The organism is Noviherbaspirillum saxi, assembly GCF_003591035.1.
Taxonomy (GTDB): Bacteria; Pseudomonadota; Gammaproteobacteria; order Burkholderiales; family Burkholderiaceae_D; genus Noviherbaspirillum; species Noviherbaspirillum saxi.
This window is the reverse complement of the sequence record NZ_QYUO01000003.1, coordinates 1,231,117-1,250,642: the sequence shown is the minus strand read 5'-3', so window position 1 is coordinate 1,250,642 and position 19,526 is coordinate 1,231,117. Positions and strand designations below refer to the sequence as shown.

Sequence of the window (19,526 nt, the reverse complement as noted above, 5' to 3'; positions counted from 1 at the left end):
CATGTTTCCTTTCAATCCGCGTAAGCGAGTGTGCGTGCGGAATATTGGTGTTTCAAATGACGGTTCAGTACCGGATCTTCCAGTTCGATCTCAAAGAGTTCCCCGCCGCCGATTTGGCCTTTTACAGGCAATGTTCCGCAGAACATGACGGTTCCCGGCTGCAGATGATCCTGCTCGTTGAAGCGGCGCATCAAATCGAGCGGATGAAGCAAGCCGGTGACCGATCCTTCCTGATACAGCATGCGTTCGCCGTTTCTGGTGACCCATGAACGCAATACGAGACGATCCCAATGGTCCAGCAGGGCATCGAGTTTCCAGAGATTGCGACCGATGGGCTTGGGGCACATTTGCTTGGACACCGTCACGCCGTAGGCTTCCACCTTGCGGTCGGTATGGTCGGACCCGACACCTACATACATGCCATCGGAAAGCGACACCAGCACACACTCGACCTCGCCGCTGCTGTCGTTGCCGACAAAGTCGAGTTGACGATCCGTAGTCAGCAGACTGGCACTGAGCCGATAAAAGCTAGGAATGTTGCGTGGGCGTGCTACGCCGAGAGCAGCCAGTTCCTGGATATGATGTTCAATGGCAGCCGGATTCCGGCCGGCCCAACCCGCAATGACGAGATCTTTCACTGTGACGACACGCCGTTCTTCATTGATACAGAACTTAAGCGTGCTGGTTTGCTCGTCCTCTTGCTCGATATACGTGTTCATATGCGGATTACCTGTTCTGCGGTGCTGACAACGCGTTTAGCTGTCGACGGGGGAGGGACTTCATTGCGTTCATAAGTGCCATACGCGCCACGATAGAAAAGGAGCGGGTTACGGGGCACCAGCACTGCCATCGATTCGACTCGTCCGACAAAAATGACGTGATCGCCACCGTCGACTTGCTGGAAATTGAAGCATTCTAGATGGGCGAGAGCCTCATCAAATAGCGCCGCGCCATTTGAGCCGCGGCGATAGCTTGCCTTAGTGAAGTCAGCGGTCGATGGTTTGGCGAACATATTGGACAGCGCGCGCTGATCCTCGCTCAGAATGTTGACCGCGAAATGCGCTGTCTTCTGGAAGGTGGCCAGGATATTGGCAGTCTTGGCAACGGAAAACAGGATCAACGGCGGGTCCAGCGACAAGGAAGAAAAGGAATTGACGGTGACGCCGACATCCGTCTCAGCTTCCGTGCGCGCGGAAATGATCGCGACCCCTGTGGCATAGCAACCAAGCGCGTTACGGAATTCCCGTGGATCGAAAGTAGTGGTAGTCATGATGCACCTTTATGCGGCTTTGGCAATGTAACCAGTATTGCTTTTCGGGCTATCGAGGTCATAGCTGGACATGAACTTGTCGACCAGGCTGAGCGATTTGTCCCAGTCATACGTGCGATAGGCATGTGCACGGGTGACCATGTTTGCGCCGGAATAGAACATTTCGTACTGCACGTGGCGCGAACCGAACTCGGAGCCGATTGCGTCCCAGGCAAGCTTGAACAGCTTGACCCGGCCCAGCGAATCGGTTGCCGGAGAGATTTGGGTCTGGCGGATGTACGATGCCGTTTCACTGTTGAGCATGTCGGACACGGACGAGGGCAGCATGATCAGGCCACCGCCGGCGAGCTCCCGCATTCTCTGCACGAAATTCGGATAGAGTTGCTGAGTCAATACGTTAGATGCATACAGGCGCTCGGCGCTCGGCACATAATAGGGACCGTAGTGCTTGCCCGATGCTTCCATCGCTTCAAGCATGCCCTCAACCATCGACACTTCAGCGGCCATTTGTCCCAGCGCTTCCCGGACGGCCGGGAAACCGATGACGCCATTGGTTTCTGCGATCTTTCTGGTCAGGCCGAGCAGGAAACGCATCTTGACGACAAGCCGGACCTGGCACTGGTAGTTCTGGTAGCAATGCGTCGGGATCTCGTGCCATTGCGCTGATGCCATGCGCACATCGTTATGGACAAAGACGCGCTCCCACGGCACCTTGACTTCATCGAAATATAGTACTGCGTCGTTCTCATCGAAAGATGACGACAGCGGATTGTCGAACTTCGACACCGCGTTTTGCTCATACGATTTCCGCGACAGTAGTTTCACGCCTTTGGCATTGAGCGGCACCATTGCCGTGAAACTGTATTTTTCGTCGCCTTGCTTCAAGGGCTGGATGGCGGCCACCATGACTTCATTGGCCATCGGGCAGCCGGTGCCCAGCATCTTGGCACCTTTAATGGTGATCCCTTCGTGGTCTTCATCGACAACACCGGCGACCAGAAATTCCTCGGCTTGTTCGGCAGCGCTTTTGCTGCGATCGGCCTGCGGGTTGACGATGACGTACGTCAGGTACAGGTCGTTGTCGCGTGCATATTCATAGTAGGCAGACAGCGCGGCCCCGCGTTCCTTACCATGGCGCTCAAACAAGGGCATACCCATGTACATGCCGCACAGGGCAGAGGCGACATGGTCGGGCGAGCGGCCGAAGAAGCCGCAGGAGAGCTCCGACCAGGCTTCGAGCGCCTTCCGGCGGTCGACCAGTTCTGCATACGTTGTCGGCAACTGCCACATTTTGCTGACGGCTTCGCCGGTCTTCGGAGAGCGGAACGTCAGATGATCAACGTTCTGTGGCTCGTGAAGAAAATCATACATTTTGGCGGCGGATAGCACACTGTTCTTGAAGGCAGGATGCTGCACATGATTGGTGATGCGTTCACCATTGATGTACACTTCGCGCCCGTCATTCAAACTTTCGAGATGGGTTTTCGCGGTACGTGACATGATGTGTTCCTATTTTTTGATGAGGGGACAAACGCTCTTGGAGAGCGGAAGGAATGCTTGATCGGCAGGAATGGTGGCCTTGACCTTGTAGTAGTCCCAAGGTTTTTTCGATTCTTGGGGTGACTTGACTTCAACGAGATACATGTCATGGACCATTCGGCCGTCTTCGCGGATGCGGCCGTTTTGCGCAAAGAAGTCATTGATGGGCGTACTCTTCATGCGGGCCATCACTGTGGCCGCATTGTCCGTTCCCGCGCTCTCAATCGCCTTCAGATAGTGCATGACCGATGAGTAAATTCCAGCGTGGTTCATCGTCGGCATCTTCTTCTGGCGCTCAAAGAAGCGATGAGACCACTTTCTGGTCTGGTCGTTGAGATCCCAGTAAAATCCCGTGGTCAGCACCATGCCTTGGGCAACCGGCAGACCCATGGAGTGCACATCCGAGATGAAGACATGCAGGCCGGCGATGGTCTGCTTTTTTGTCTTCAGCAGGCCGAACTGATCCGCCTGCTTCATGATGCTGACCAGGTCGCCGCCAGCATTGGCAAGTGCGATCACCTTGGCACCCGACGCTTGTGCCTGTAACAGGTAGGAAGCGACATCGGACGCATTGGTCGGATGGCGAATGGAGCCCAGTTTCTTGCCCTTGTTTGCCGTGATCGCATCGGTGGCATCCTTTTCCAGCGAAGCGCCAAGCGCATAGTCGACGGTCAGGAAATACCAGGAGTCATTGGCCTGATTCGCCAGCGCATTGACCGTATTGCTCGCCAGCGCATAGGTGTCGTAGGTGTAATGGACGGTATTAGGCGAGCAGTTCTCGTTGGTCAGTCGCGACGTACCTGCGCCGCTAACGAGTGCAATCTTGTCCTTTTGCCGTGCGACTTCTGCTACCGCCAGCGCCACCGAGGAAGGAAGCAGATCCACGACGGCGTCGACGTTCTGCGTATCAAACCATTCACGCGCCTTGCCGGCCGCTACATCCGTTTTATTCTGGTGATCCGCAAATACCAGCTCGATCGGCATACCCTTGACCTTGCCGCCAAAATCTTCAACGGCCATCTTTGCGGCGGTGACTGAGCCCATTCCACCGATATCCGAAAACAGGGACGTCATATCGGTCAACACACCAATCTTGATGACGTTGCCTGATACGGTGTTTTGGGCAAGTGTGCCCTGGGCGATTGCGGCGAGCGCCAACAAGAGCGCTGACGCGAGCTTTTTCTTCCTGATCATGACGTCTCCTCGATGATTAAAGGGAATTCCCCCGGAACTGAATCGCTGTGCTCAATTCATGATCGAAGAATAGAGCTACAAACAAACTTAGTCAAGTAAATTACATAAGTTACTTATGTAAAAATATTAGGTAAGTTTGAGGTACACTCTTTTTTTATGCCTTCTGGCTTGAACTTTATGACTCAAAAGAAAGCGACTGCGTCTACTCGTCCAAGGAAAGTCGTTTCTGCAAAGAAATTGGAAGAAACTGACGAACTCTCCACAATCCGTCAACCGGTCGTGGCGGAGAGCAATGGCAAATTCCAGTTAAGGCCAAGCACTTCAAAACTGGAATTACTTGATGAGGGAGGAAATACCGACCATCGATTCCGGCAGTTTCTATATGACTTTTCCGTGCTGGCGACCCAGCTCGAGACTGCACGCGCCTACCTTGCAGCGCATGTAGGCGTTACTTCGCCTCAATACAATATTTTGATGATCATTGCCCGCAATCAGGGCGAAGAGGGGGTCAGCGTGAGTGACGTTGCGCGGTATTTGCACGTCACTGGAGCTTTCATCACAGCTGAAGTAAGGAAGTTGGAAAATATCGGGCTGGTTGAAAAGCGGCCCAATCCCAATGATGCACGCAGCACGCTACTCAGGTTGTCGCCAGAAGGCGAAACCAGGATTCGCGATGTCGAACCGGAACGATTGTTCGTCAACGACAATCTATTCCAGAATCTTTCCGGGAAAGACTTTCAACATCTGTCGGCAACGCTTAGTTCGTTGCTAGATGATTTTGCAAATACGAATCAGATGCTGCAGATGCGACAAGAGCGCAACAAGCGCGCACAGGCTTCCCGTAATCGGAAAGTCGGCTGATAGTCACTGGTATGGGCGGCATGCCGACGAGTATGCGGAGTGGCGACCGTAATGGAATGGAGGATGCCCCTCTCCTTCCATCTTGCTTCGTTACACCCCTTACGGGCATCACTCCTTGTCCGAGTACCAGCTTGCGGACCAATGGGCATATGGAATCAGCGCCGAATTTCTTGCGCGACGCTGGCGTTGACGTGTTGTTTTGGCCGAGTCCTGAAAGCCTAAGACATCGGCATAGGCATCGGACATGGATGATCGGGCCGGGGCGCTCTTTTCCTTAATCGCTACCGTCTTTTTGTTGATGGCAAAAAGGGCATCGATCAGGTCTTGCGCGGCACGGCGAACGTTCTCGGTATAGGAACGGGACGGACCGATCGTTAGCGTAGTCATGATATTCCTCCTAACGAAAATGAATTACTACGCTGTCATTGTAGGGCTGAGGTCGTTATAAAAGTATCGGTTGCAACCCATATTGCCCATTCATCTGCGTTATATCTTTTTCGACAACAGTCGGCGGAGTGAACCTCGGATCTCAGCCGGATGCCGCGATGCGATTCAAGCCTAGCGCCTCGGTCGGTGCGCCGTTCATGCACATGCCTTCCATCGCGCCGGATTTGATGAACCGGTTGCGCAATGCAATCGGTCCGATCTTTACCGGGTCGAATGGAGCGGGGGGATGGTGTGCATGATCGGGCTTTTCGAAATGGTCTGCTATGCGACGCTGTGCTCGTCCCAGAATGCGCGCAGATGCGCGATCTTGCCTTGCTTGTCGATCCTGAAGTTTTCCAGGATACGGATGGTGCAGCTCGGCGTGCCTTCGATGCTGATGCGCAGCGTGAACTCCACCAATGCTTCATTGCCGCAGACGACAATGCGCTCCAGCGTCGGCTCGAACCGGGTTGGTACCGCTGCCGTGCGCTGCCAGAATGCGAACAGTGCCGCCTTGCCGACGATAGGCGGGGTACCGACCGGATCTTCGAATACCGCATCGTCGGCAAACAATGCGCCGCGTGCTTCGGCATCATTGTCGCGCCAGCTGTCCAGATAGCCGTTTACCGCGGCCTTTACCTGCTCGGGCGACACGTCTGCGCGTATCGTGCCGAGCAATTGCTTCATCATGGTTTGGATCATTGAGTTTCCCATTCGGAGGAAGGCTTAACGCGCGGTATAGCCGCCGTCGATGATCAGTTCCGTACCGGTCACATAACGGCCGGCATCGGACACCAGGTACAGGATACCGGCGGCGATATCTTCCGGCACGCCGATGCGCTGCACCGGGTTGAGCTGCGCCATGCCGGCGATCACATGTTCGAGCGGGCCGAGCTTGCTCAGCGCATGTTCCACCATCGGCGTGCGGATAAAGCCCGGATGGATGGAGTTGGCGCGGATATTCTTGGTCGCGTAGAGCAGTGCGTCGGTTTTTGCCATCAGACGTACCGCACCCTTCGATGCATGATAGGCCGGCACATCAGGGCCGCCGACCACGCCATACATCGACGATACGTTGACGATGGCGCCGCCGCCCGCGCGCTCCATGGCCGCGATGGCATGCTTGGTGCAAAGGAAGGTGCCGGTCACGTTGATGCGCATCACACGTTCCCATTGTTCCAGCGTCATCTGGTGCGTCGGGATGTTTTCGCCTTCAATGCCGGCGTTATTGATCAGGATGTCGAGCCGGCCGAAATGCGCCTCGACTTCGGCGAACACGCGCGCGACCGCTGCTTCGTCGCTGACATCGAGCTTCCAGAAGCGCGCGGCGCCGCCGGCTGCCTCGATCTCGCGCACCGATTCCACTCCCTCGTTTTCCAGCAGGTCAACCACTGCCACCTTGGCACCGGCGTCCGCCAGCAATTGCGCGGTGGCGCCGCCAATGCCGCGCGCCCCGCCGGTGATCAGGGCGACCTTGCCATTCAGGGAAAAAAGACGTGAAACTTGCTTCATGTTATGCCTCCACATTGACGGCAACCGACGCGGCCGCCTTATCGGAAGCTATCTTAGCCTTGTTGGCTTGCGTACGGAAATGCGGAATCACCTTGGTACCGATATTGCGCACGGTCTCCAACTGGATCTCGGCCGGGACGGTGCCCATCTGCACCAGGAACAGGATCTCGTCGGCGCCGGCGTCGATCAGTTGCTGCACGTAATTGATGCATTGCTCGGCGCTGCCGTAGGCATGCTCCGCGTTGTACATGCCGGTCGCTTCGGTGCCGTACGAAATCTTTTCCTGACCGAGATAGGCTTCGACCTGCTGCCGCGACTTGTCCATGATGTGGATGGTTTCTTCGGCGTCCAGATCGTCGACCTGCGGTTCCGGTCCGTTCTGGTACCAGCGCGCGAGCGACTCGGCAAAGAAGCGTTGACCGCGTACACCGACGCGGCGCGCGCGTTCGGCATCGTCGAGCACGGTGGCCGGGCATAGTGCGGCGACGTGGCGCGTTGCGAACTCGCCGACCTGTTCCTTGATATCGCGATGGGCGAATGCGTCATGATAGGTTTGCACCTTCTTGCGGATATCTTCCGGTCCGCCAAAGCCGAGTACCAGCGCGCCGAGTCCGCGCTTGCCGGCGGTGACCAGCGTTTCATGCCGCGTACACGCCATGTACATCGGCGGATGCGGATCCTGGTACGGCTTCGGATGGATCGGACGCGGCGGAATCTCGAGACCGGTGGTCTTGCTCTTGTACTCGAAAACACCTTCGCGCCACATCTTCGGAATGATATCCATCGACTCATCGATCTGCGGTTGCAGCTTGTCGAGCTGTTCACCGAAGGCGCCGGCTTCCTGCTGCGTGCCGCCCTTGCCCATGCCGAAGTGCAGACGGCCCTTGGACAGGATGTCGAGCGTGGCGATGCGTTCGGCCACCTTGATCGGATGGTTCATCTTGTGCGGCAGGCAGACCACGCCGTGGCCGATGCCGAGACGGGTAGTGCGGCCGGCGAGGAAGGCGAGGAAGGTTTCCGGCGCCGACATGTGCGAATACTGCGTCAGCGAAGTATGCTCGACCGCCCACACATTGTCGAAACCGAGTTCTTCCGCCAGCAAGCATTGCTCGATGGTGTCGTGGAAAACCTTGGCTTCATTGGCGCGCGAGGTATCGACCATCTGCGCTTCATAGATCAGGGAGAACTTCATTGTTGTTCCTTTAATTCAGATAAGAAATCAAGACACATGCGGTTGAAGGTGTCGCGGTGCTCCACCATCACCCAGTGTCCGCAACGGTTGACCAGCAGGAAGCGCGCATCGCGGCAGTGCTGCATTAGTTTCATCACGCCCGACACCGGATTGAACCTGTCGTCGGTGCCCCAGAAGCCGAGCACCGGGCAGGGCAGTTCGTGCAGGCGCTCGGTCATGTTGGGTACGCGCATGGTCGACAGCACTGTGGTCGGCTGCGTGTCGCATACGCCGACGCGTTCGGCGATCAAGGCATCTGTGAGCAGTGCAGGATCGTGCACCAGCAGCGACATCAGGCCGCGCATCGTGGGGGCGTCGAGCTGGCGGCCGGCGAACAAGGCCACCATCTTCTGGATGCCTTCCATCTGGAAGTAGGTTTCGCGCTCTTCGACGCCGCCCGGCGCCATCAGGATCAGGCCGGCGATGTCAGCCGGAAAATCCAGTGCGTACTTGATCGCGATCGCGCCGCCTAGCGAATTGCCGACCAGCGTGCAGCGCGTGACGCCGATCGCTTGCAGGAACTGATGCAGCGCGTCGACGAAAAAATCGAGCACGTATTCGGCGTCTTCCGGCTTCGACGACAGGCCGTAGCCGGGCAAGTCCGGCACGATGGTGCGCCAGCCCGCTTCGGCGAATTCCGGATAGTTGCCCTTGAAATTGCTATAGCCGCTGGCGCCCGGCCCGCTGCCGTGCAGGAACACCACTGGCGCGCCGCCGCCGGCCTCGTGGTAGTGGATTTTCAGACCGTTCTTCAGCGTCGCCTCTTTCCCGAACGGGATGGGAAATTTTTGGGTCATATCAGCAGCCCCTCCTTTGATGGAACCATCATTGCAAACGACCCAAGGCGGCGCATCGTCTCTTCAGACTATGTGCGCGAGACGCCCGTTGCCTGATCCAGCGTGATGGCGGCGCCGTTTACATCGTCGCTGGATTGCAAGGCAGGAAATCCCGCGACATCGGCAGAGCAGCGTAGATGTTGGCGCTGCGACTCCGGAAGCGCCAACCATTGGCAGTCTTGACGATCACGTCCTCATAGACGCCCAACCCGTTGTAGTTGGCGGCCAGTTGCGCGTTGGTTTTGACCATCGCAGTCGCTACCGGGGTGAGCGCCTTGACCTGATCGGTGCGGACGCTAACGAGAATCGTCTGCCCGGGATAGTGAGCAAATACCAGGTTAGGTGCCGAACTCTGCGAGGCAAAGGCCACGAGTGCATCGCGACCCTTGACGACTTCCCGGGCACCGGTAGTGTCGCCGAACTTCGGATAGTTCAGTTCACCATCCTCCGTGAACAACGATGCCCACGGCTTGGCTTCGCGATAATCGATATACGGTCCATATCTCGCAATGAGGTCGAGGATTTCTGCGCGGTCTTCGAGGCTGGGCTTGCCGCACATGTTTACCGGGTCCGCGTTGACGCCGCCGCAGGATGCAAGGACGCACAGCGAGGCGATCGATGCAATCGGCAGGAATCGGTGGAACGGTGGTCTGAGCATATGGTTCATTGCAATAATTCCCTTCAGTTGGTTGACATTTCAGTAATAAAGATGAATGTTTTCCTAAGGGACCGCGCAGGAATAAGTTCGTGCATTTTGGCGGTCTTATCCGGATGCGCTGCAAGGCGCGAGGAGGAGTCATAGCGAGCTATGGCGACGACGAGCAACGCCGCAGCGCGCCGGATAGGGCCAGCCAAAATGTGCGAACTTGTTTCTGCGCGGTCCCTACGTTCACTCCGCACCAACCCGCAGCAATAACTTGCCACGTACATGGCCGGCCGCCACGCGGCGGTGGGCCTCGCCGGCCTGTTCCAGGGGCAGGATTTCATAAGGCGGCGTTTTTACTTTGCCCTGGGCTATTGCATCCACCACGCCGCGAAGGTGCTCGGGAATGCGCGCCGCAACAGCCATGTTGGAGAGCAAGCGCACGTTGCGCGACTTGGCCAGAGCGGCATCGAAGCCAGCGATATCCTGAATCAGGGTCTCTATGGAGACCAAGGCGCCACCGGGGCGGATAACCCGGGTGGAATCTGCCGGCAGGCTGCCGAGGCCGACGACGTCCACCAACAGATCCACGCCCTCGGGCGCCCAGGCAACAGCTTCCCTCAGTACATCCTCACTGCGGTAATTGATAACGTGATCCGCGCCGAGGCTCTTGACGAAGTCCTGATTGGCCGGCCCGCAGGTGGCAGTCACCTCACAACCTGCCGCCTTGGCAAGCTGGATGGCGAAGATGCCCACACTGCTGGAGCCGCCATTGATCAGCACCTTCTGCCCGGCTTTCAGCGCGCCCACATCATGCACGGCGCCCCAAGCGGTGGCACCGGCGGTGGGAATGGTAGCGCCTTGGGCGAAATCGATACCCTTGGGCAGCGGAGCAACGGTGGCGGTGGAGGACTTCACATACTCTGCATAGCTTCCCCAATCACCACGGCCCTGGTTGGAGGAGGTAAGTACGGTGTCGCCCACGGCGTACTCCGTTATGGACTTACCCACGCGTTCCACGACACCGGCCGCATCAAAGCCGACGATGAACGGAAACTGACAATTGAAATAATGCTGTAGCCGGCCTTCCCGGCATTTCCAGTCCGCCGGGTTAACGCCGGCAAACATCACCCGGATCAGCACTTCTCCCGCGCCGGGTTCGGGGCTGGGTACTTCCGCCATTTGTAGTTCTTCCGGCCCGCCGAAGCGGTGTATCACGATGGCACGCATGTAAGTCTTCCTGGTTATTGGGCGAGTGGCATGTCCTCGCCCACTTGGTAAATGATGGGATCGTGGGCGACCGGGCCAGGGAGAACCAGGGCGACCTTGCCCGGCAGTGTGTTCATGGTGTTCTCCGGTTCAGGTCAGGGAAGCCAGTACAGGCCCGGCCATGGGGCAAAAAGCATGGCTTAAAGCGCCGTCCACGATGCGCTCCGGGTGCTCGGAATCGAACCAGCGGTCCACCCAGGCCCAGTGATAAGGATGCATCAGGTATTCGCCGAAAAGAGCGGCCACGTCGGCAAACTCCTGCTGCCAGACGTGTGTCCATGCGCTGCCGGGTTCGCAGCGACCCAGAGACCAGTTTCGTATGCCCCCCATGTAATGCGGCATTTGCAGTAGCTCTTGCTCGAAGCGCTCAATACGCGCGGTGTCCGTGCGGGGCCATACGCGCAGCAACAAGGTACGCTTGACACCCTGAGCCAGGTCCGGATCGTGTAAGCCACCGCCAATTGGCGTGTAGCGCACAGCGTCCACCCGGGACACACCGGGCAGACTTTCCAGACTCGCCCTTGCACTGACAGCGGATGCGGAATCCCAGGTGTATTCACCAGCGCCCCAGCAGCCCGGCAGGTTGGCGGCATGGCCCCCGGGCAGCGTCTTTAATGCGGCTTCAAAGGCAGCGCGATCGGCGCCTTCGTCAAGATAGAGCTGGGCGGTCTCAGGCATGGGAGGAAGCCTCCACAACAGTGGCGGGCGCATTGCTGGCGGGTATCTGCACATGGCGAGCGCGGCGCAAGCAGATGGCATCCACATCTTTCCACAGTGCTTCCACGGCGGGGGCGACGCTGGCTTGCTGGCGCATAGCCCACCATGTCCCGATGTCTGGCAGCTGCCAGGCTAGCCACAGAGTGTGGGGTTCGCCGGCCACTGTCACCGGTGGCGACACCCACTCGCCGGCGAGCCGCATATTGCGTACCCGGGCGTCCGGTAAATAGCGCTCATGAAGGAGTGCGCGCAGGGCGGGGAGAGAGTCTGGCGCCACCACGATTTCGTCCAGCAACTGGATCATCGATCACCTGTATATGTATGGCCAAACTTGGAGGCCGGTTCTCTTGCGTTGACGCCAGCGGAGCAGCCTGGCGGTATGCGTGAACTGTACGCGCCGCGAGTCGCGCTTGACAGTATCAATCCGGTCATGGCTCACTACCCGTTCGTTCAGTACGGAGGATTTCTGATGGCCAGACGTGAGCAGCAGCCATCGCCATCAAGGCGGGGAATGCCCGACGCGCTTGCAGCGAGGCTCTTGCGGGAGCTGGGTCAGGCGGATCCCAGCGGCACATTGTCTGCGGTGGGTTTCGTCGAGCTCTATCGAGAGGCCATTGGCGCCCTCGAGGAGCGGGTGGCTCGTGGCGATGGTCATCCGCCCATGTCTCACGCAGAAGTGGATCTGCTCTGCCGTTGCGTGCTGAGTGCGAGAACCATGGACGAGGCGGTGAAGCTGGCGGTGCAGTTCTGCGCCATGCTGCATCCGCGGGCTGGCGAACTGGCGCTGGAGCGGCGCCAGAACACAGTGGTGTTTCGCATGAACTCCCTGCGTCGGCGCCACAGCATTGCGGCATGCCTGGTGGATATCACCGGCCTTTACTCGTATCTGTTGCTGTTTGGCTGGCTGATCGGCGAGCCCTTGCGTCCGACGGAGGTGTTCCTTTCCCATCCCCGGCGCGAGGACGCGGGGCCATTTCTGGGCTTGTTTGAGGCGCCGGTAGTGATGGGGCAGAAGTCTTGCGGGTTCTCCTTCGATGCAAGGCTGCTGGTTCGACCGGTGATACGGCAGGCTCGGGACCTGCCTGCGTTTCTGGCGCGGTTTCCCTTCGATGTGATGGCAGGGCCGGCGGGTATGGCGCCGCTGACTCAACGGGTGAATGCCCATTTGGAGGCAGCACTGGCTGAACGCGTGGCGCTGCCCAGTGGCGCAGTTCTGGCAGAGTTGCTGAATCTCAGCGAATCCAGCCTGCGCCGGCAGTTGCAAGCCGAGGGCAGTTCGCTTTCAAGCTTGCGTGATGACTGTTTGCGGCGGACAGCGGAGCGGCTGCTGCGGCAGACTGATATGACGGTGGAAGAAATCGCCGGTCAGCTGGGTTTCAGCAACGGTGGCGCCTTCCGGCGCTGGGCCGGGCAGGCGCCTACCTCCCTGCGGCGGGCCAGCTAATCCACCAAATATGGCCCTTTGTTGCAGCGGGTATCCGAGCTGTTGATACATGAAATTCCCTGATCTGGCCGCACATCGTCCCTTCAGACTATGTGCGCGGGACGTCCATTGCTTACCATGCAGCTTTAGAACTCATTATGAAATGAGTTCTTAGGACAGGAGAGCGATATGTACGGGGATTTTGCCGGCAAGGTCGTGCTGGTGACCGGCGGCACGCGCGGCATCGGGCGCGCGATTGCCGAAGCGTTTCTGGCGGGTGGCGCCCACGTTGTGGTTTGCGGACGGCGCGCACCGGAGCAGCCGGTGCAGAGTGAGGAACGCCAGGCCATGTTCATGCCGGTCGATGTGCGTGACACCGAACAGGTGAAGAGCATGGTCGAGCGCATCGCCGCAGATTTCGGCCGGCTCGACATCGTCGTCAACAACGCCGGCGGTAGTCCGCCGGTGCTGGCGGCCGATGCCTCGCCGCGCTTTCATGAATCGATCATTCGGCTTAACCTGCTGGCGCCGCTCGACCTCGCGCAGCGCGCGAATGCATTGATGCAAAAGCAGGCGGAAGGCGGCGTGATCCTGTTCATCGGCAGCATCAGCGCATTGCGTCCTTCACCCGGCACCGCCGCCTACGGCGCCGCCAAGGCCGGCGTGCTCAGCCTGGTGCGCTCGCTCGCAATCGAGTGGGCACCCAAGGTGCGCGTCGTGGCATTGAGTCCGGGTCTGGTGTTGACCGACGATGCGCGCGAGCACTATGGCGACGAGGCCGGCATCGACGCCGTCGCCAAGACCATTCCGCTTGGCCGTTTGGCAACACCGGCCGATATTGCTGCGGGATGCCTGTTCCTGGCTTCGCCGGCGGCGGCGTATGCGGCGGGGAGCAACCTGGTGATGGACGGTGGCGGCGAGCGGCCGGCGTTTCTGGCGGCGGCTGCCGGAGCGTAGATACTATAAGTAATTTTCAAAAAGACAATCGCCGCCCGGCACATGGCCGGGCGTTTTTTGTGTGCGGCGGCCGTGATTACAAACCTTCCATGCGCGCCGAATCAGGTGTGAAATTCACCGGCGTCACGCCGCCGGCATTGATTACAGGCGCCTGCCCATTGGTCATCTTGTCGGTCATATAGGCACCCGAATTCAGGTCGTGATAAATCGATGTGCTGTTGATGTAGATGCCGGCATCGTAGGCGTAGAAATAATTCACCATCGCGACACGCCAGAGTTGGCCGCGCATGTCGTAGTGGTCCGCCATCATGCCGTTCCAGCTATCCTCATCGAGATACATCACGCGACGCGCATATTGATGCCGGAAGCCGTCCTTCAACTTGGCTTCCAGCACCCAGACCCGGCGCAGTTCATAGCGCATGTAGTCGGGATTGACGTGATGCGGCTTGAGCAGATCGGCATACTTTACGTTCGGCTGTTGGATGCGATAGGCATTCCAGGGAACGATCATTTCTTTTTTCCCCAGGATCTTCCAGTCATAGCGTTCGGGCGAGCCATTGAACAGGCGGTCGTCATCGATGGTGCGAAAGCCGCCCGGCCCCTGCGGCATATCGAAGCCGTATGCAGGCAACTGGCGTACCCGCCGCGTACCTGGGTTGTAGATATAGCCTATGCGCGGCGTCTGCCGATGGTTGTAATGCTCGCTGCCGACCACGATCTCGCCTTTCTGCCGCTCGGGCAGGAGGATCTTGGTTTTGAAGTGCGCGTAAATGCCATTCGTCTTGCTCTTGGTATTGGGCGCGAAAGCCGGCAGGAAAACTTCGAAATGTACGCGGCCCCAGGCAATCTCGCCGTTGGGATAAACCACCGCCTGATCCTGCAAGCCGCGATAGGTATATACCGAGCCCGCAAGTTGATGATTCCAGAGCAGCTCCAAGCCATTCTTAGGAATCGGAAACGGCGGTGCGCCATTGATGGCTTGCAGTCCCGCACCGCTGTCTTCCAGTTCCGCCTGGGCGGCATTCTCTTTCGCCAGTTCACACACCGCGCCAAGGTAGCCGAAATCGCGATGGGTGGGATAAACCGGCATCTGGAAAGTGTCCGGATACTTGTTGAAGAGCGCCTTCTGTCCGTCAGAGAGCTTGTCCGCGTAGCTTTGCATATTCTTGGCGGTAATCACGAACAGCGGCTTCTCGTGGGCATAGGGGTCCGGATAGGTATTGCCGGCTCCCTTGTAGTTGACGCCCGGCGGCACACCGGTCCACTTGCCGCTGAATTCGGGGATCGTGCCTTCCTTGTTCCCCGCTTTTTCGCTCCCCATGCAGGTCAGCTCATTACCCAGCGACTGCACTTCCTGCGCAGTTGCCCTGGCATGGGCCGGGGTGCCGAATCCTGCGCTCACTGCGCAGGCATGTGCAACATAGAGTGTTCTGCGATTCATCGATTTGTCTCCTCCATGGCTCGATTCCGTAATGTGTCCGCGATCCGTTTATTTGCACCCCGGCTCAGACGTAATACTGCTGCGCGTATTCACGATATTGATAGATCGGCCCGTCGCCGCCGCACAGCTTGGGCTGGGTCAGATGCTTTTTGTAATTGAGCACCTTGAAGTCCTGTTCGACTTCGAATGTGAAACGCTCGAGCCACGGCTTGCCGATCTGTTCGTTGATCTCCCTGGAGCCAAGATCCTTGACGTACAGGCGTATCGTTTGCAAGAAGCTCTCGTTATCGATCGGGGTGGCGGAGATGACGAAGTTGGTGGCCCATCCCCGGCCTTCGAACAATTGGTTGAGCGCGGTGACGCCGGTGAAGTGAACTTCGAGATTCTTGATGCTGAACTGCTCGGCGTCCGGGTCGATCTGGTAGTCGACGAACAAGCCATGCGGCTTGGAGTCCATGCTGCGCATCACCGGCATTTTGCTGGCGCCGTGTAGTTGCACGATGTGCGCGGTATCGAACAGGTTCTCGAAAATATCGCGATAGGGGCTGGTGCTGGTCCATACCCTGGTGTCGAACAAAACCCATTTATCCCGCTGCAGCGCGGTGCTCGCGTAGGGCTCGAAATCCGGCGCCGCTCCCTGCGGGTGATACCACATCAGCACCATGCCGTCGACTTCTCGGGTCGGGTACAGCGTCAGCTTGAGGCTGCGCGACTGCGGTATGCCGGCGTACGGAATGTCGGTGCAATGGCCTTGAGCACCATCCCATTTCCATTTATGGAAGGGGCAAACAATCGCGCCGTCCGCTATGCAGCCGTCGTGTGAAGCGAGGTGCGCGCCCAGATGCGGACAATAGGCATCGGCCACCTGGGCCGCACCCGACTGCGTGCGATACACAATCAGTTGCTGGTTCAGGTAACTCACGGGTTTGAGCTTGTCGGCGCTGACCTCATGGACATCGGCGACGCAATACCAGCCCTTGGGGAAAGCGACTTCGGGCACGCGAAATTTCATTGGGATGGGTTGGATACTTGACATGATGCGGCAGCTCCTGATTCGTAGGTTGTTCTAGGGCTCCCTTCTCCCGCAGGCGGGAGAGGGTAGTCAAGGATGTCGAGGAAAGGAACTGTCCAATCACTCGACGTTCTGCAACACCGGTCCGATCAGTTGCCCTGGAAATGCACCGGTGAACTTGCCGCCCTCGAAGGTCGGAATGCCGTTGACCACCGTCAGACGGACCGGGGCCGGGTCGCGCGTCCAGCGCCAGATATTGCCGCCATTCCCGTCAGGCACATCGAACACTTTCTTCATTTCACGGTGCTTGATTTCGTCCAGATGGAAGACAGTGATATCGGCACGCTTGCCCACCTTGATTTCACCGCGATCGTGCAGCGAAAAATGTTTCGCCAGCTTGCCGGTCTGCACATGCACTGCTTCTTCCACTGTCAGTGCTGCTGTTTCCTGCACATAGTGGGTAAACAGCACCATGTTTTCACCGCCGCCGCAAAGCATCTGGCCATGAGCGCCCGCATCGCTGATGTTGCCGACCGTGTATGGATCCTTTAGCAGGCGCACCACCATTTCTTCGTCCATCGCGAAGGGTGCCAGATGCACGGTGGATTGCAGGCCGTTCTTGATCAGCCATTCCGCCATCGCATCCGAAGCATGCACGCCGAGTTGTTCGGCATACTCGGCCACGCTCAGCTTGATTGGCCCGACGCCATTGTCGGAATTCAGCAGGAGCAGGTCTTGCGGACGCGCCATCGGCGAGTGGCGCCACGCCTCATGGTCCCAGGAATGGCGGGCGCGTGCGCGCCATTCCGGATCGCGCAACAGCGCCAGCTTGGCGGCTTCGGTTTCCGCTGTCACCACCTCGTGCCAAGCGTAATCGTTAGACTGGGCAAAGATCAGCGAGCGGTTCACGCTCAGCGTATAGGTCGGAGAGACATGGGTGAAACCGGTCCAGAAGTCGCGTCCCTCGCGCTTGAAGCGCTCGTGCTGTTCGATCATCGGAGCCTGGATGTCTTTCTGGAACTGCAGCGTCGGCACGCCAGCCCACTGCACCCGCACCGCGTGCCCTTCACACAGGCGCGCGATCCGATCGGTGGCTTGCGGGCCGGTCTTGCGCATGAAGGTGTCGACGATCACTTGCAGCGAACTGCCGGGAAAGCAGTCCAGCACCGCGATGAGCGCCTTGAATTCGGCGTCGTCGGCCATCAGCGTCGGTATCGGCCGGTCATCGCCATCGTGATCGTGCAGGTTGGACGACAGGCCCAAGGCGCCGGCTCGCAGCGCGTCTTCAAGCAGTGCCGCCATGCGCTCGATTTCCGTCGCGGTGGCGGCCCGCTCCCAGGCTTGCACGCCCATCACCGCCAGGCGCAACGCGATATGCCCGACGAAGCTGGCGACATTGGCCGACACCTTGACTTTGCTGGCCAGCGAATGCTTGTATTCCGACCAGGTTTTCCAGTCCCATCGGACTTCACTGACGAACGGTTCGCTGGGAATATCTTCAAAAAAGGAAAATATCTTGACCATTTCCATCCGCACGGCCGGGTCGTCGGACACCGGTGCTACCGAGAAGCCGCAATTTCCCATGACGGTCGTCGTGACGCCATAGCCGGGTAGCGGATCGAGATCGGGCTGCCACCACATAGTCCCGTCGTAATGGGTATGGGCCTCGATGAAACCGGGCGTCACATAGCAACCGGCCGCATCGACGATGCGTTCGCTCCGGTGCTGCAGGTCGGGCCCGATCTCGGCGATCGTGTCGCCGCGCAAGCGCACATCGGCGCGAAATCCCGCTGTTCCCGTGCCGTCCACCACCGTCCCGCCTCGAATCAAGATATCTGCCATGCGTCTTCCTCCGTTGTCGTTAGTAGTACATGGCGATCGTGGCGCGAATTTCTTTTTGTTGGTAATCTTTCAAAAAAGGATCATCTGATGATCCGATTCTGATCAAATACGCAATTTAGTGCAATCAGGCATCAAGTTCACGGTGCCGCTCTCTCGGAAAAGACATGATGCGAAAGAAAAGCGACCGCCAACTCCCGCTGCTGGTGAACTCGCTCAGGCGCCTGTTGCGTGCCAGGGGAATCGGCTACCGCGACATTGCGCGGACGCTGGCAGTGAGCGAGCCGACCATCAAGCGCTGGTTCGCGGGCAAGGGCATTACCGTGGAGCGTCTCGAAGACCTGTGCGCATTTGTCGATGTGAGCCTGATCGAACTGATCGAATTCGCCGCGCATGACGCCGACGCGCGCCTGCGTCAGCTCAGCATCGAGCAAGAGCAGGCGCTCGCGCAAGACCAGATCCTGGTATTCATCTTCACCATCATCCTGCGCGGTTGGTCGCCGGACGAATTGTGGCGCGAGCAGGGCTTGGAACCTGCTGCACTGATCGTTTACCTGACCCGGCTCGACAAACTGCGCTTGATTGATCTGCTGCCGGGGAACGAAGTGCGATTGCTGACGGTGCGCGATATCGAATGGCGCAAGGACGGACCGATGCGTACCCAGTTCGCCCAGTGGCTCAAGGCCGGCTATTTCGCGCTCGATGCATTGCAGTCCAAGGCGCCGTGGGGCGCCGAGATGGTCAAGCTTTCCGAGTCTTCGCTGGCGCGCATGGAAGACATGATTCGCGACTTCCAGCGCAACATCCGCCTGCTCGGCGAGGCGGACCGTCACGCTTCGGCAGCCCAGAAGGCCTGGTATCTGGTGTTGATTTCATCCGGTCGGATCGATCTCCGCGGCTTGCCGTCCAAGACGAAGAGGACGGCGGTTAGGGACGGACGAGTTTCGTTTCCGCAAATTGATGACACGCCCTAGTAGTTCGACACCCTTCCCTGTTCGGGCTAGGGCCTGTTGACATTCAGGTTGGGAGTGCCAAACTGAATGTCAACAGGCCCTAATAGGACTTACGCAAAGCGCATCTTCGCCTAGCGCACATGCGGGATCAGCATCTGCATGTGCCGACCGGCCACTTGGCGCCGGAAGATCTGCTGCCAGTGGTCGCCAGCGATGTGAAGCTGGACGCGATTGAAGGCAGGCCTAGTGCGAGATCGTCGAGTATATCGACCGGTTTTACAATCGCCAGCGGCGGCAGGCACGGTTGAGCTACCTGTCGCCGGCAGCATTCATGCAGTAATACCTTCAACAAAAGATCGCTGCTTGACGCCGTGTTGGCATACACAAATTCCGACCGATCTCA

Annotated in this window: 22 protein-coding genes; 6 read left to right on the top strand and 16 right to left on the bottom strand. The window is 58.5% G+C overall.

What is annotated here, in order from left to right; translation table 11 throughout:
* Positions 1-11: 11 nt before the first annotated feature.
* Genes D3871_RS28750 through D3871_RS28735 form a run of 4 tightly spaced genes read right to left on the bottom strand, consistent with a single transcriptional unit; the run spans position 12 to position 4,003 of the window.
* Positions 12-719: a DUF2848 domain-containing protein gene (locus D3871_RS28750; RefSeq protein ID WP_119772541.1), complete on the bottom strand. Its 708-nt coding sequence runs from the start codon at positions 717-719 to the stop codon at positions 12-14.
* Positions 716-1,270: a flavin reductase family protein gene (locus D3871_RS28745; protein WP_119772540.1), complete on the bottom strand. Its 555-nt coding sequence runs from the start codon at positions 1,268-1,270 to the stop codon at positions 716-718. The genes D3871_RS28750 and D3871_RS28745 overlap by 4 nt, the downstream gene beginning before the upstream one ends.
* A 9-nt stretch (positions 1,271-1,279) precedes the next feature.
* Positions 1,280-2,770: a 4-hydroxyphenylacetate 3-hydroxylase family protein gene (locus D3871_RS28740; RefSeq protein ID WP_119772538.1), complete on the bottom strand. Its 1,491-nt coding sequence runs from the start codon at positions 2,768-2,770 to the stop codon at positions 1,280-1,282.
* A gap of 9 nt (positions 2,771-2,779) precedes the next feature.
* Entirely contained in the window at positions 2,780-4,003 is a 1,224-nt protein-coding gene (locus D3871_RS28735) for an ABC transporter substrate-binding protein (protein WP_119772536.1), read from the bottom strand.
* 177 nt (positions 4,004-4,180) lie between these two features.
* Between D3871_RS28735 and D3871_RS28730 the strand changes: the two genes are divergently transcribed.
* Positions 4,181-4,864, top strand: coding sequence for a MarR family winged helix-turn-helix transcriptional regulator (locus D3871_RS28730; protein WP_158598115.1), 684 nt, complete (start codon positions 4,181-4,183; stop codon positions 4,862-4,864).
* 108 nt (positions 4,865-4,972) lie between these two features.
* Here the strand turns inward: D3871_RS28730 and D3871_RS28725 are convergent, their stop codons facing one another.
* On the bottom strand, positions 4,973-5,251 hold the full coding sequence (locus tag D3871_RS28725) for a hypothetical protein (RefSeq protein WP_119772532.1): 279 nt from the start codon (positions 5,249-5,251) through the stop codon (positions 4,973-4,975).
* Positions 5,252-5,379: 128 nt separating this feature from the next.
* Here D3871_RS28725 and D3871_RS30455 point away from each other — a divergent pair, with 128 nt between their 5' ends.
* On the top strand, positions 5,380-5,550 hold the full coding sequence (locus tag D3871_RS30455; protein WP_158598114.1) for a hypothetical protein: 171 nt from the start codon (positions 5,380-5,382) through the stop codon (positions 5,548-5,550).
* 22 nt (positions 5,551-5,572) lie between these two features.
* On the opposite strand, the gene D3871_RS28720 is transcribed toward D3871_RS30455, so the two are convergent.
* From D3871_RS28720 to D3871_RS28685, 8 genes are all read right to left on the bottom strand, one after another.
* Positions 5,573-5,992: a nuclear transport factor 2 family protein gene (locus D3871_RS28720; RefSeq protein ID WP_158598113.1), complete on the bottom strand. Its 420-nt coding sequence runs from the start codon at positions 5,990-5,992 to the stop codon at positions 5,573-5,575.
* 24 nt (positions 5,993-6,016) lie between these two features.
* Positions 6,017-6,802 carry an SDR family NAD(P)-dependent oxidoreductase gene (locus tag D3871_RS28715; protein WP_119772528.1) on the bottom strand — a complete coding sequence of 262 codons (786 nt, stop codon included), beginning with the start codon at positions 6,800-6,802 and terminating at the stop codon, positions 6,017-6,019.
* Position 6,803: 1 nt separating this feature from the next.
* Positions 6,804-7,994 carry an LLM class flavin-dependent oxidoreductase gene (locus D3871_RS28710; protein WP_119772526.1) on the bottom strand — a complete coding sequence of 397 codons (1,191 nt, stop codon included), beginning with the start codon at positions 7,992-7,994 and terminating at the stop codon, positions 6,804-6,806.
* On the bottom strand, positions 7,991-8,830 hold the full coding sequence (locus D3871_RS28705) for an alpha/beta fold hydrolase (RefSeq protein WP_119772524.1): 840 nt from the start codon (positions 8,828-8,830) through the stop codon (positions 7,991-7,993). The genes D3871_RS28710 and D3871_RS28705 overlap by 4 nt, the downstream gene beginning before the upstream one ends.
* A gap of 118 nt (positions 8,831-8,948) precedes the next feature.
* Positions 8,949-9,536, bottom strand: a complete 588-nt coding sequence (locus tag D3871_RS28700) for a nuclear transport factor 2 family protein (RefSeq protein WP_119772522.1) — start codon at positions 9,534-9,536, stop codon at positions 8,949-8,951.
* A 222-nt stretch (positions 9,537-9,758) separates the two neighbouring features.
* Complete coding sequence (locus D3871_RS28695; protein WP_119772520.1) at positions 9,759-10,742, bottom strand: quinone oxidoreductase family protein; 984 nt, start codon at positions 10,740-10,742, stop codon at positions 9,759-9,761.
* A gap of 129 nt (positions 10,743-10,871) precedes the next feature.
* On the bottom strand, positions 10,872-11,459 hold the full coding sequence (locus D3871_RS28690) for a Dabb family protein (RefSeq protein ID WP_119772518.1): 588 nt from the start codon (positions 11,457-11,459) through the stop codon (positions 10,872-10,874).
* A complete protein-coding gene (locus tag D3871_RS28685) occupies positions 11,452-11,802 on the bottom strand; it encodes a hypothetical protein (protein ID WP_119772517.1) in 351 nt (116 codons plus the stop codon). The genes D3871_RS28690 and D3871_RS28685 overlap by 8 nt, the downstream gene beginning before the upstream one ends.
* 75 nt (positions 11,803-11,877) lie before the next feature.
* Here D3871_RS28685 and D3871_RS28680 point away from each other — a divergent pair, with 75 nt between their 5' ends.
* Positions 11,878-12,942 (top strand): helix-turn-helix domain-containing protein, encoded by a 1,065-nt coding sequence (locus tag D3871_RS28680; protein ID WP_233575853.1) that lies wholly within the window; start codon positions 11,878-11,880, stop codon positions 12,940-12,942.
* A 168-nt stretch (positions 12,943-13,110) separates the two neighbouring features.
* A complete protein-coding gene (locus D3871_RS28675; protein WP_119772515.1) occupies positions 13,111-13,878 on the top strand; it encodes an SDR family oxidoreductase in 768 nt (255 codons plus the stop codon).
* A gap of 76 nt (positions 13,879-13,954) precedes the next feature.
* On the opposite strand, the gene D3871_RS28670 is transcribed toward D3871_RS28675, so the two are convergent.
* From D3871_RS28670 to D3871_RS28660, 3 genes are all read right to left on the bottom strand, one after another.
* Entirely contained in the window at positions 13,955-15,319 is a 1,365-nt protein-coding gene (locus tag D3871_RS28670; RefSeq protein WP_119772513.1) for a DUF1329 domain-containing protein, read from the bottom strand.
* Between the two features lie 64 nt (positions 15,320-15,383).
* A complete protein-coding gene (locus tag D3871_RS28665; RefSeq protein ID WP_119772512.1) occupies positions 15,384-16,355 on the bottom strand; it encodes an aromatic ring-hydroxylating oxygenase subunit alpha in 972 nt (323 codons plus the stop codon).
* Between the two features lie 96 nt (positions 16,356-16,451).
* Positions 16,452-18,173: an N-acyl-D-amino-acid deacylase family protein gene (locus D3871_RS28660; RefSeq protein ID WP_119772510.1), complete on the bottom strand. Its 1,722-nt coding sequence runs from the start codon at positions 18,171-18,173 to the stop codon at positions 16,452-16,454.
* Positions 18,174-18,337: 164 nt separating this feature from the next.
* Here D3871_RS28660 and D3871_RS28655 point away from each other — a divergent pair, with 164 nt between their 5' ends.
* Positions 18,338-19,144, top strand: coding sequence for a helix-turn-helix domain-containing protein (locus tag D3871_RS28655; protein ID WP_119772509.1), 807 nt, complete (start codon positions 18,338-18,340; stop codon positions 19,142-19,144).
* Positions 19,145-19,263: 119 nt separating this feature from the next.
* Positions 19,264-19,431 (top strand): hypothetical protein, encoded by a 168-nt coding sequence (locus D3871_RS31895; protein WP_158598112.1) that lies wholly within the window; start codon positions 19,264-19,266, stop codon positions 19,429-19,431.
* The last annotated feature ends 95 nt before the right edge of the window (positions 19,432-19,526 follow it).

Bases quoted from the DNA above. Each gene is read 5' to 3' on its own strand.
- D3871_RS28750 (WP_119772541.1), bottom strand. From the start codon at position 719: ATGAACACGTATATCGAGCAAGAGGACGAGCAAACCAGCACGCTTAAG.
- D3871_RS28745 (WP_119772540.1), bottom strand. From the start codon at position 1,270: ATGACTACCACTACTTTCGATCCACGGGAATTCCGTAACGCGCTTGGT.
- D3871_RS28740 (WP_119772538.1), bottom strand. From the start codon at position 2,770: ATGTCACGTACCGCGAAAACCCATCTCGAAAGTTTGAATGACGGGCGC.
- D3871_RS28735 (WP_119772536.1), bottom strand. From the start codon at position 4,003: ATGATCAGGAAGAAAAAGCTCGCGTCAGCGCTCTTGTTGGCGCTCGCC.
- D3871_RS28730 (WP_158598115.1), top strand. From the start codon at position 4,181: ATGACTCAAAAGAAAGCGACTGCGTCTACTCGTCCAAGGAAAGTCGTT.
- D3871_RS28725 (WP_119772532.1), bottom strand. From the start codon at position 5,251: ATGACTACGCTAACGATCGGTCCGTCCCGTTCCTATACCGAGAACGTT.
- D3871_RS28720 (WP_158598113.1), bottom strand. From the start codon at position 5,992: ATGATCCAAACCATGATGAAGCAATTGCTCGGCACGATACGCGCAGAC.
- D3871_RS28715 (WP_119772528.1), bottom strand. From the start codon at position 6,802: ATGAAGCAAGTTTCACGTCTTTTTTCCCTGAATGGCAAGGTCGCCCTG.
- D3871_RS28710 (WP_119772526.1), bottom strand. From the start codon at position 7,994: ATGAAGTTCTCCCTGATCTATGAAGCGCAGATGGTCGATACCTCGCGC.
- D3871_RS28705 (WP_119772524.1), bottom strand. From the start codon at position 8,830: ATGACCCAAAAATTTCCCATCCCGTTCGGGAAAGAGGCGACGCTGAAG.
- D3871_RS28700 (WP_119772522.1), bottom strand. From the start codon at position 9,536: ATGAACCATATGCTCAGACCACCGTTCCACCGATTCCTGCCGATTGCA.
- D3871_RS28695 (WP_119772520.1), bottom strand. From the start codon at position 10,742: ATGCGTGCCATCGTGATACACCGCTTCGGCGGGCCGGAAGAACTACAA.
- D3871_RS28690 (WP_119772518.1), bottom strand. From the start codon at position 11,459: ATGCCTGAGACCGCCCAGCTCTATCTTGACGAAGGCGCCGATCGCGCT.
- D3871_RS28685 (WP_119772517.1), bottom strand. From the start codon at position 11,802: ATGATCCAGTTGCTGGACGAAATCGTGGTGGCGCCAGACTCTCTCCCC.
- D3871_RS28680 (WP_233575853.1), top strand. From the start codon at position 11,878: ATGCGTGAACTGTACGCGCCGCGAGTCGCGCTTGACAGTATCAATCCG.
- D3871_RS28675 (WP_119772515.1), top strand. From the start codon at position 13,111: ATGTACGGGGATTTTGCCGGCAAGGTCGTGCTGGTGACCGGCGGCACG.
- D3871_RS28670 (WP_119772513.1), bottom strand. From the start codon at position 15,319: ATGAATCGCAGAACACTCTATGTTGCACATGCCTGCGCAGTGAGCGCA.
- D3871_RS28665 (WP_119772512.1), bottom strand. From the start codon at position 16,355: ATGTCAAGTATCCAACCCATCCCAATGAAATTTCGCGTGCCCGAAGTC.
- D3871_RS28660 (WP_119772510.1), bottom strand. From the start codon at position 18,173: ATGGCAGATATCTTGATTCGAGGCGGGACGGTGGTGGACGGCACGGGA.
- D3871_RS28655 (WP_119772509.1), top strand. From the start codon at position 18,338: ATGATGCGAAAGAAAAGCGACCGCCAACTCCCGCTGCTGGTGAACTCG.
- D3871_RS31895 (WP_158598112.1), top strand. From the start codon at position 19,264: ATGCGGGATCAGCATCTGCATGTGCCGACCGGCCACTTGGCGCCGGAA.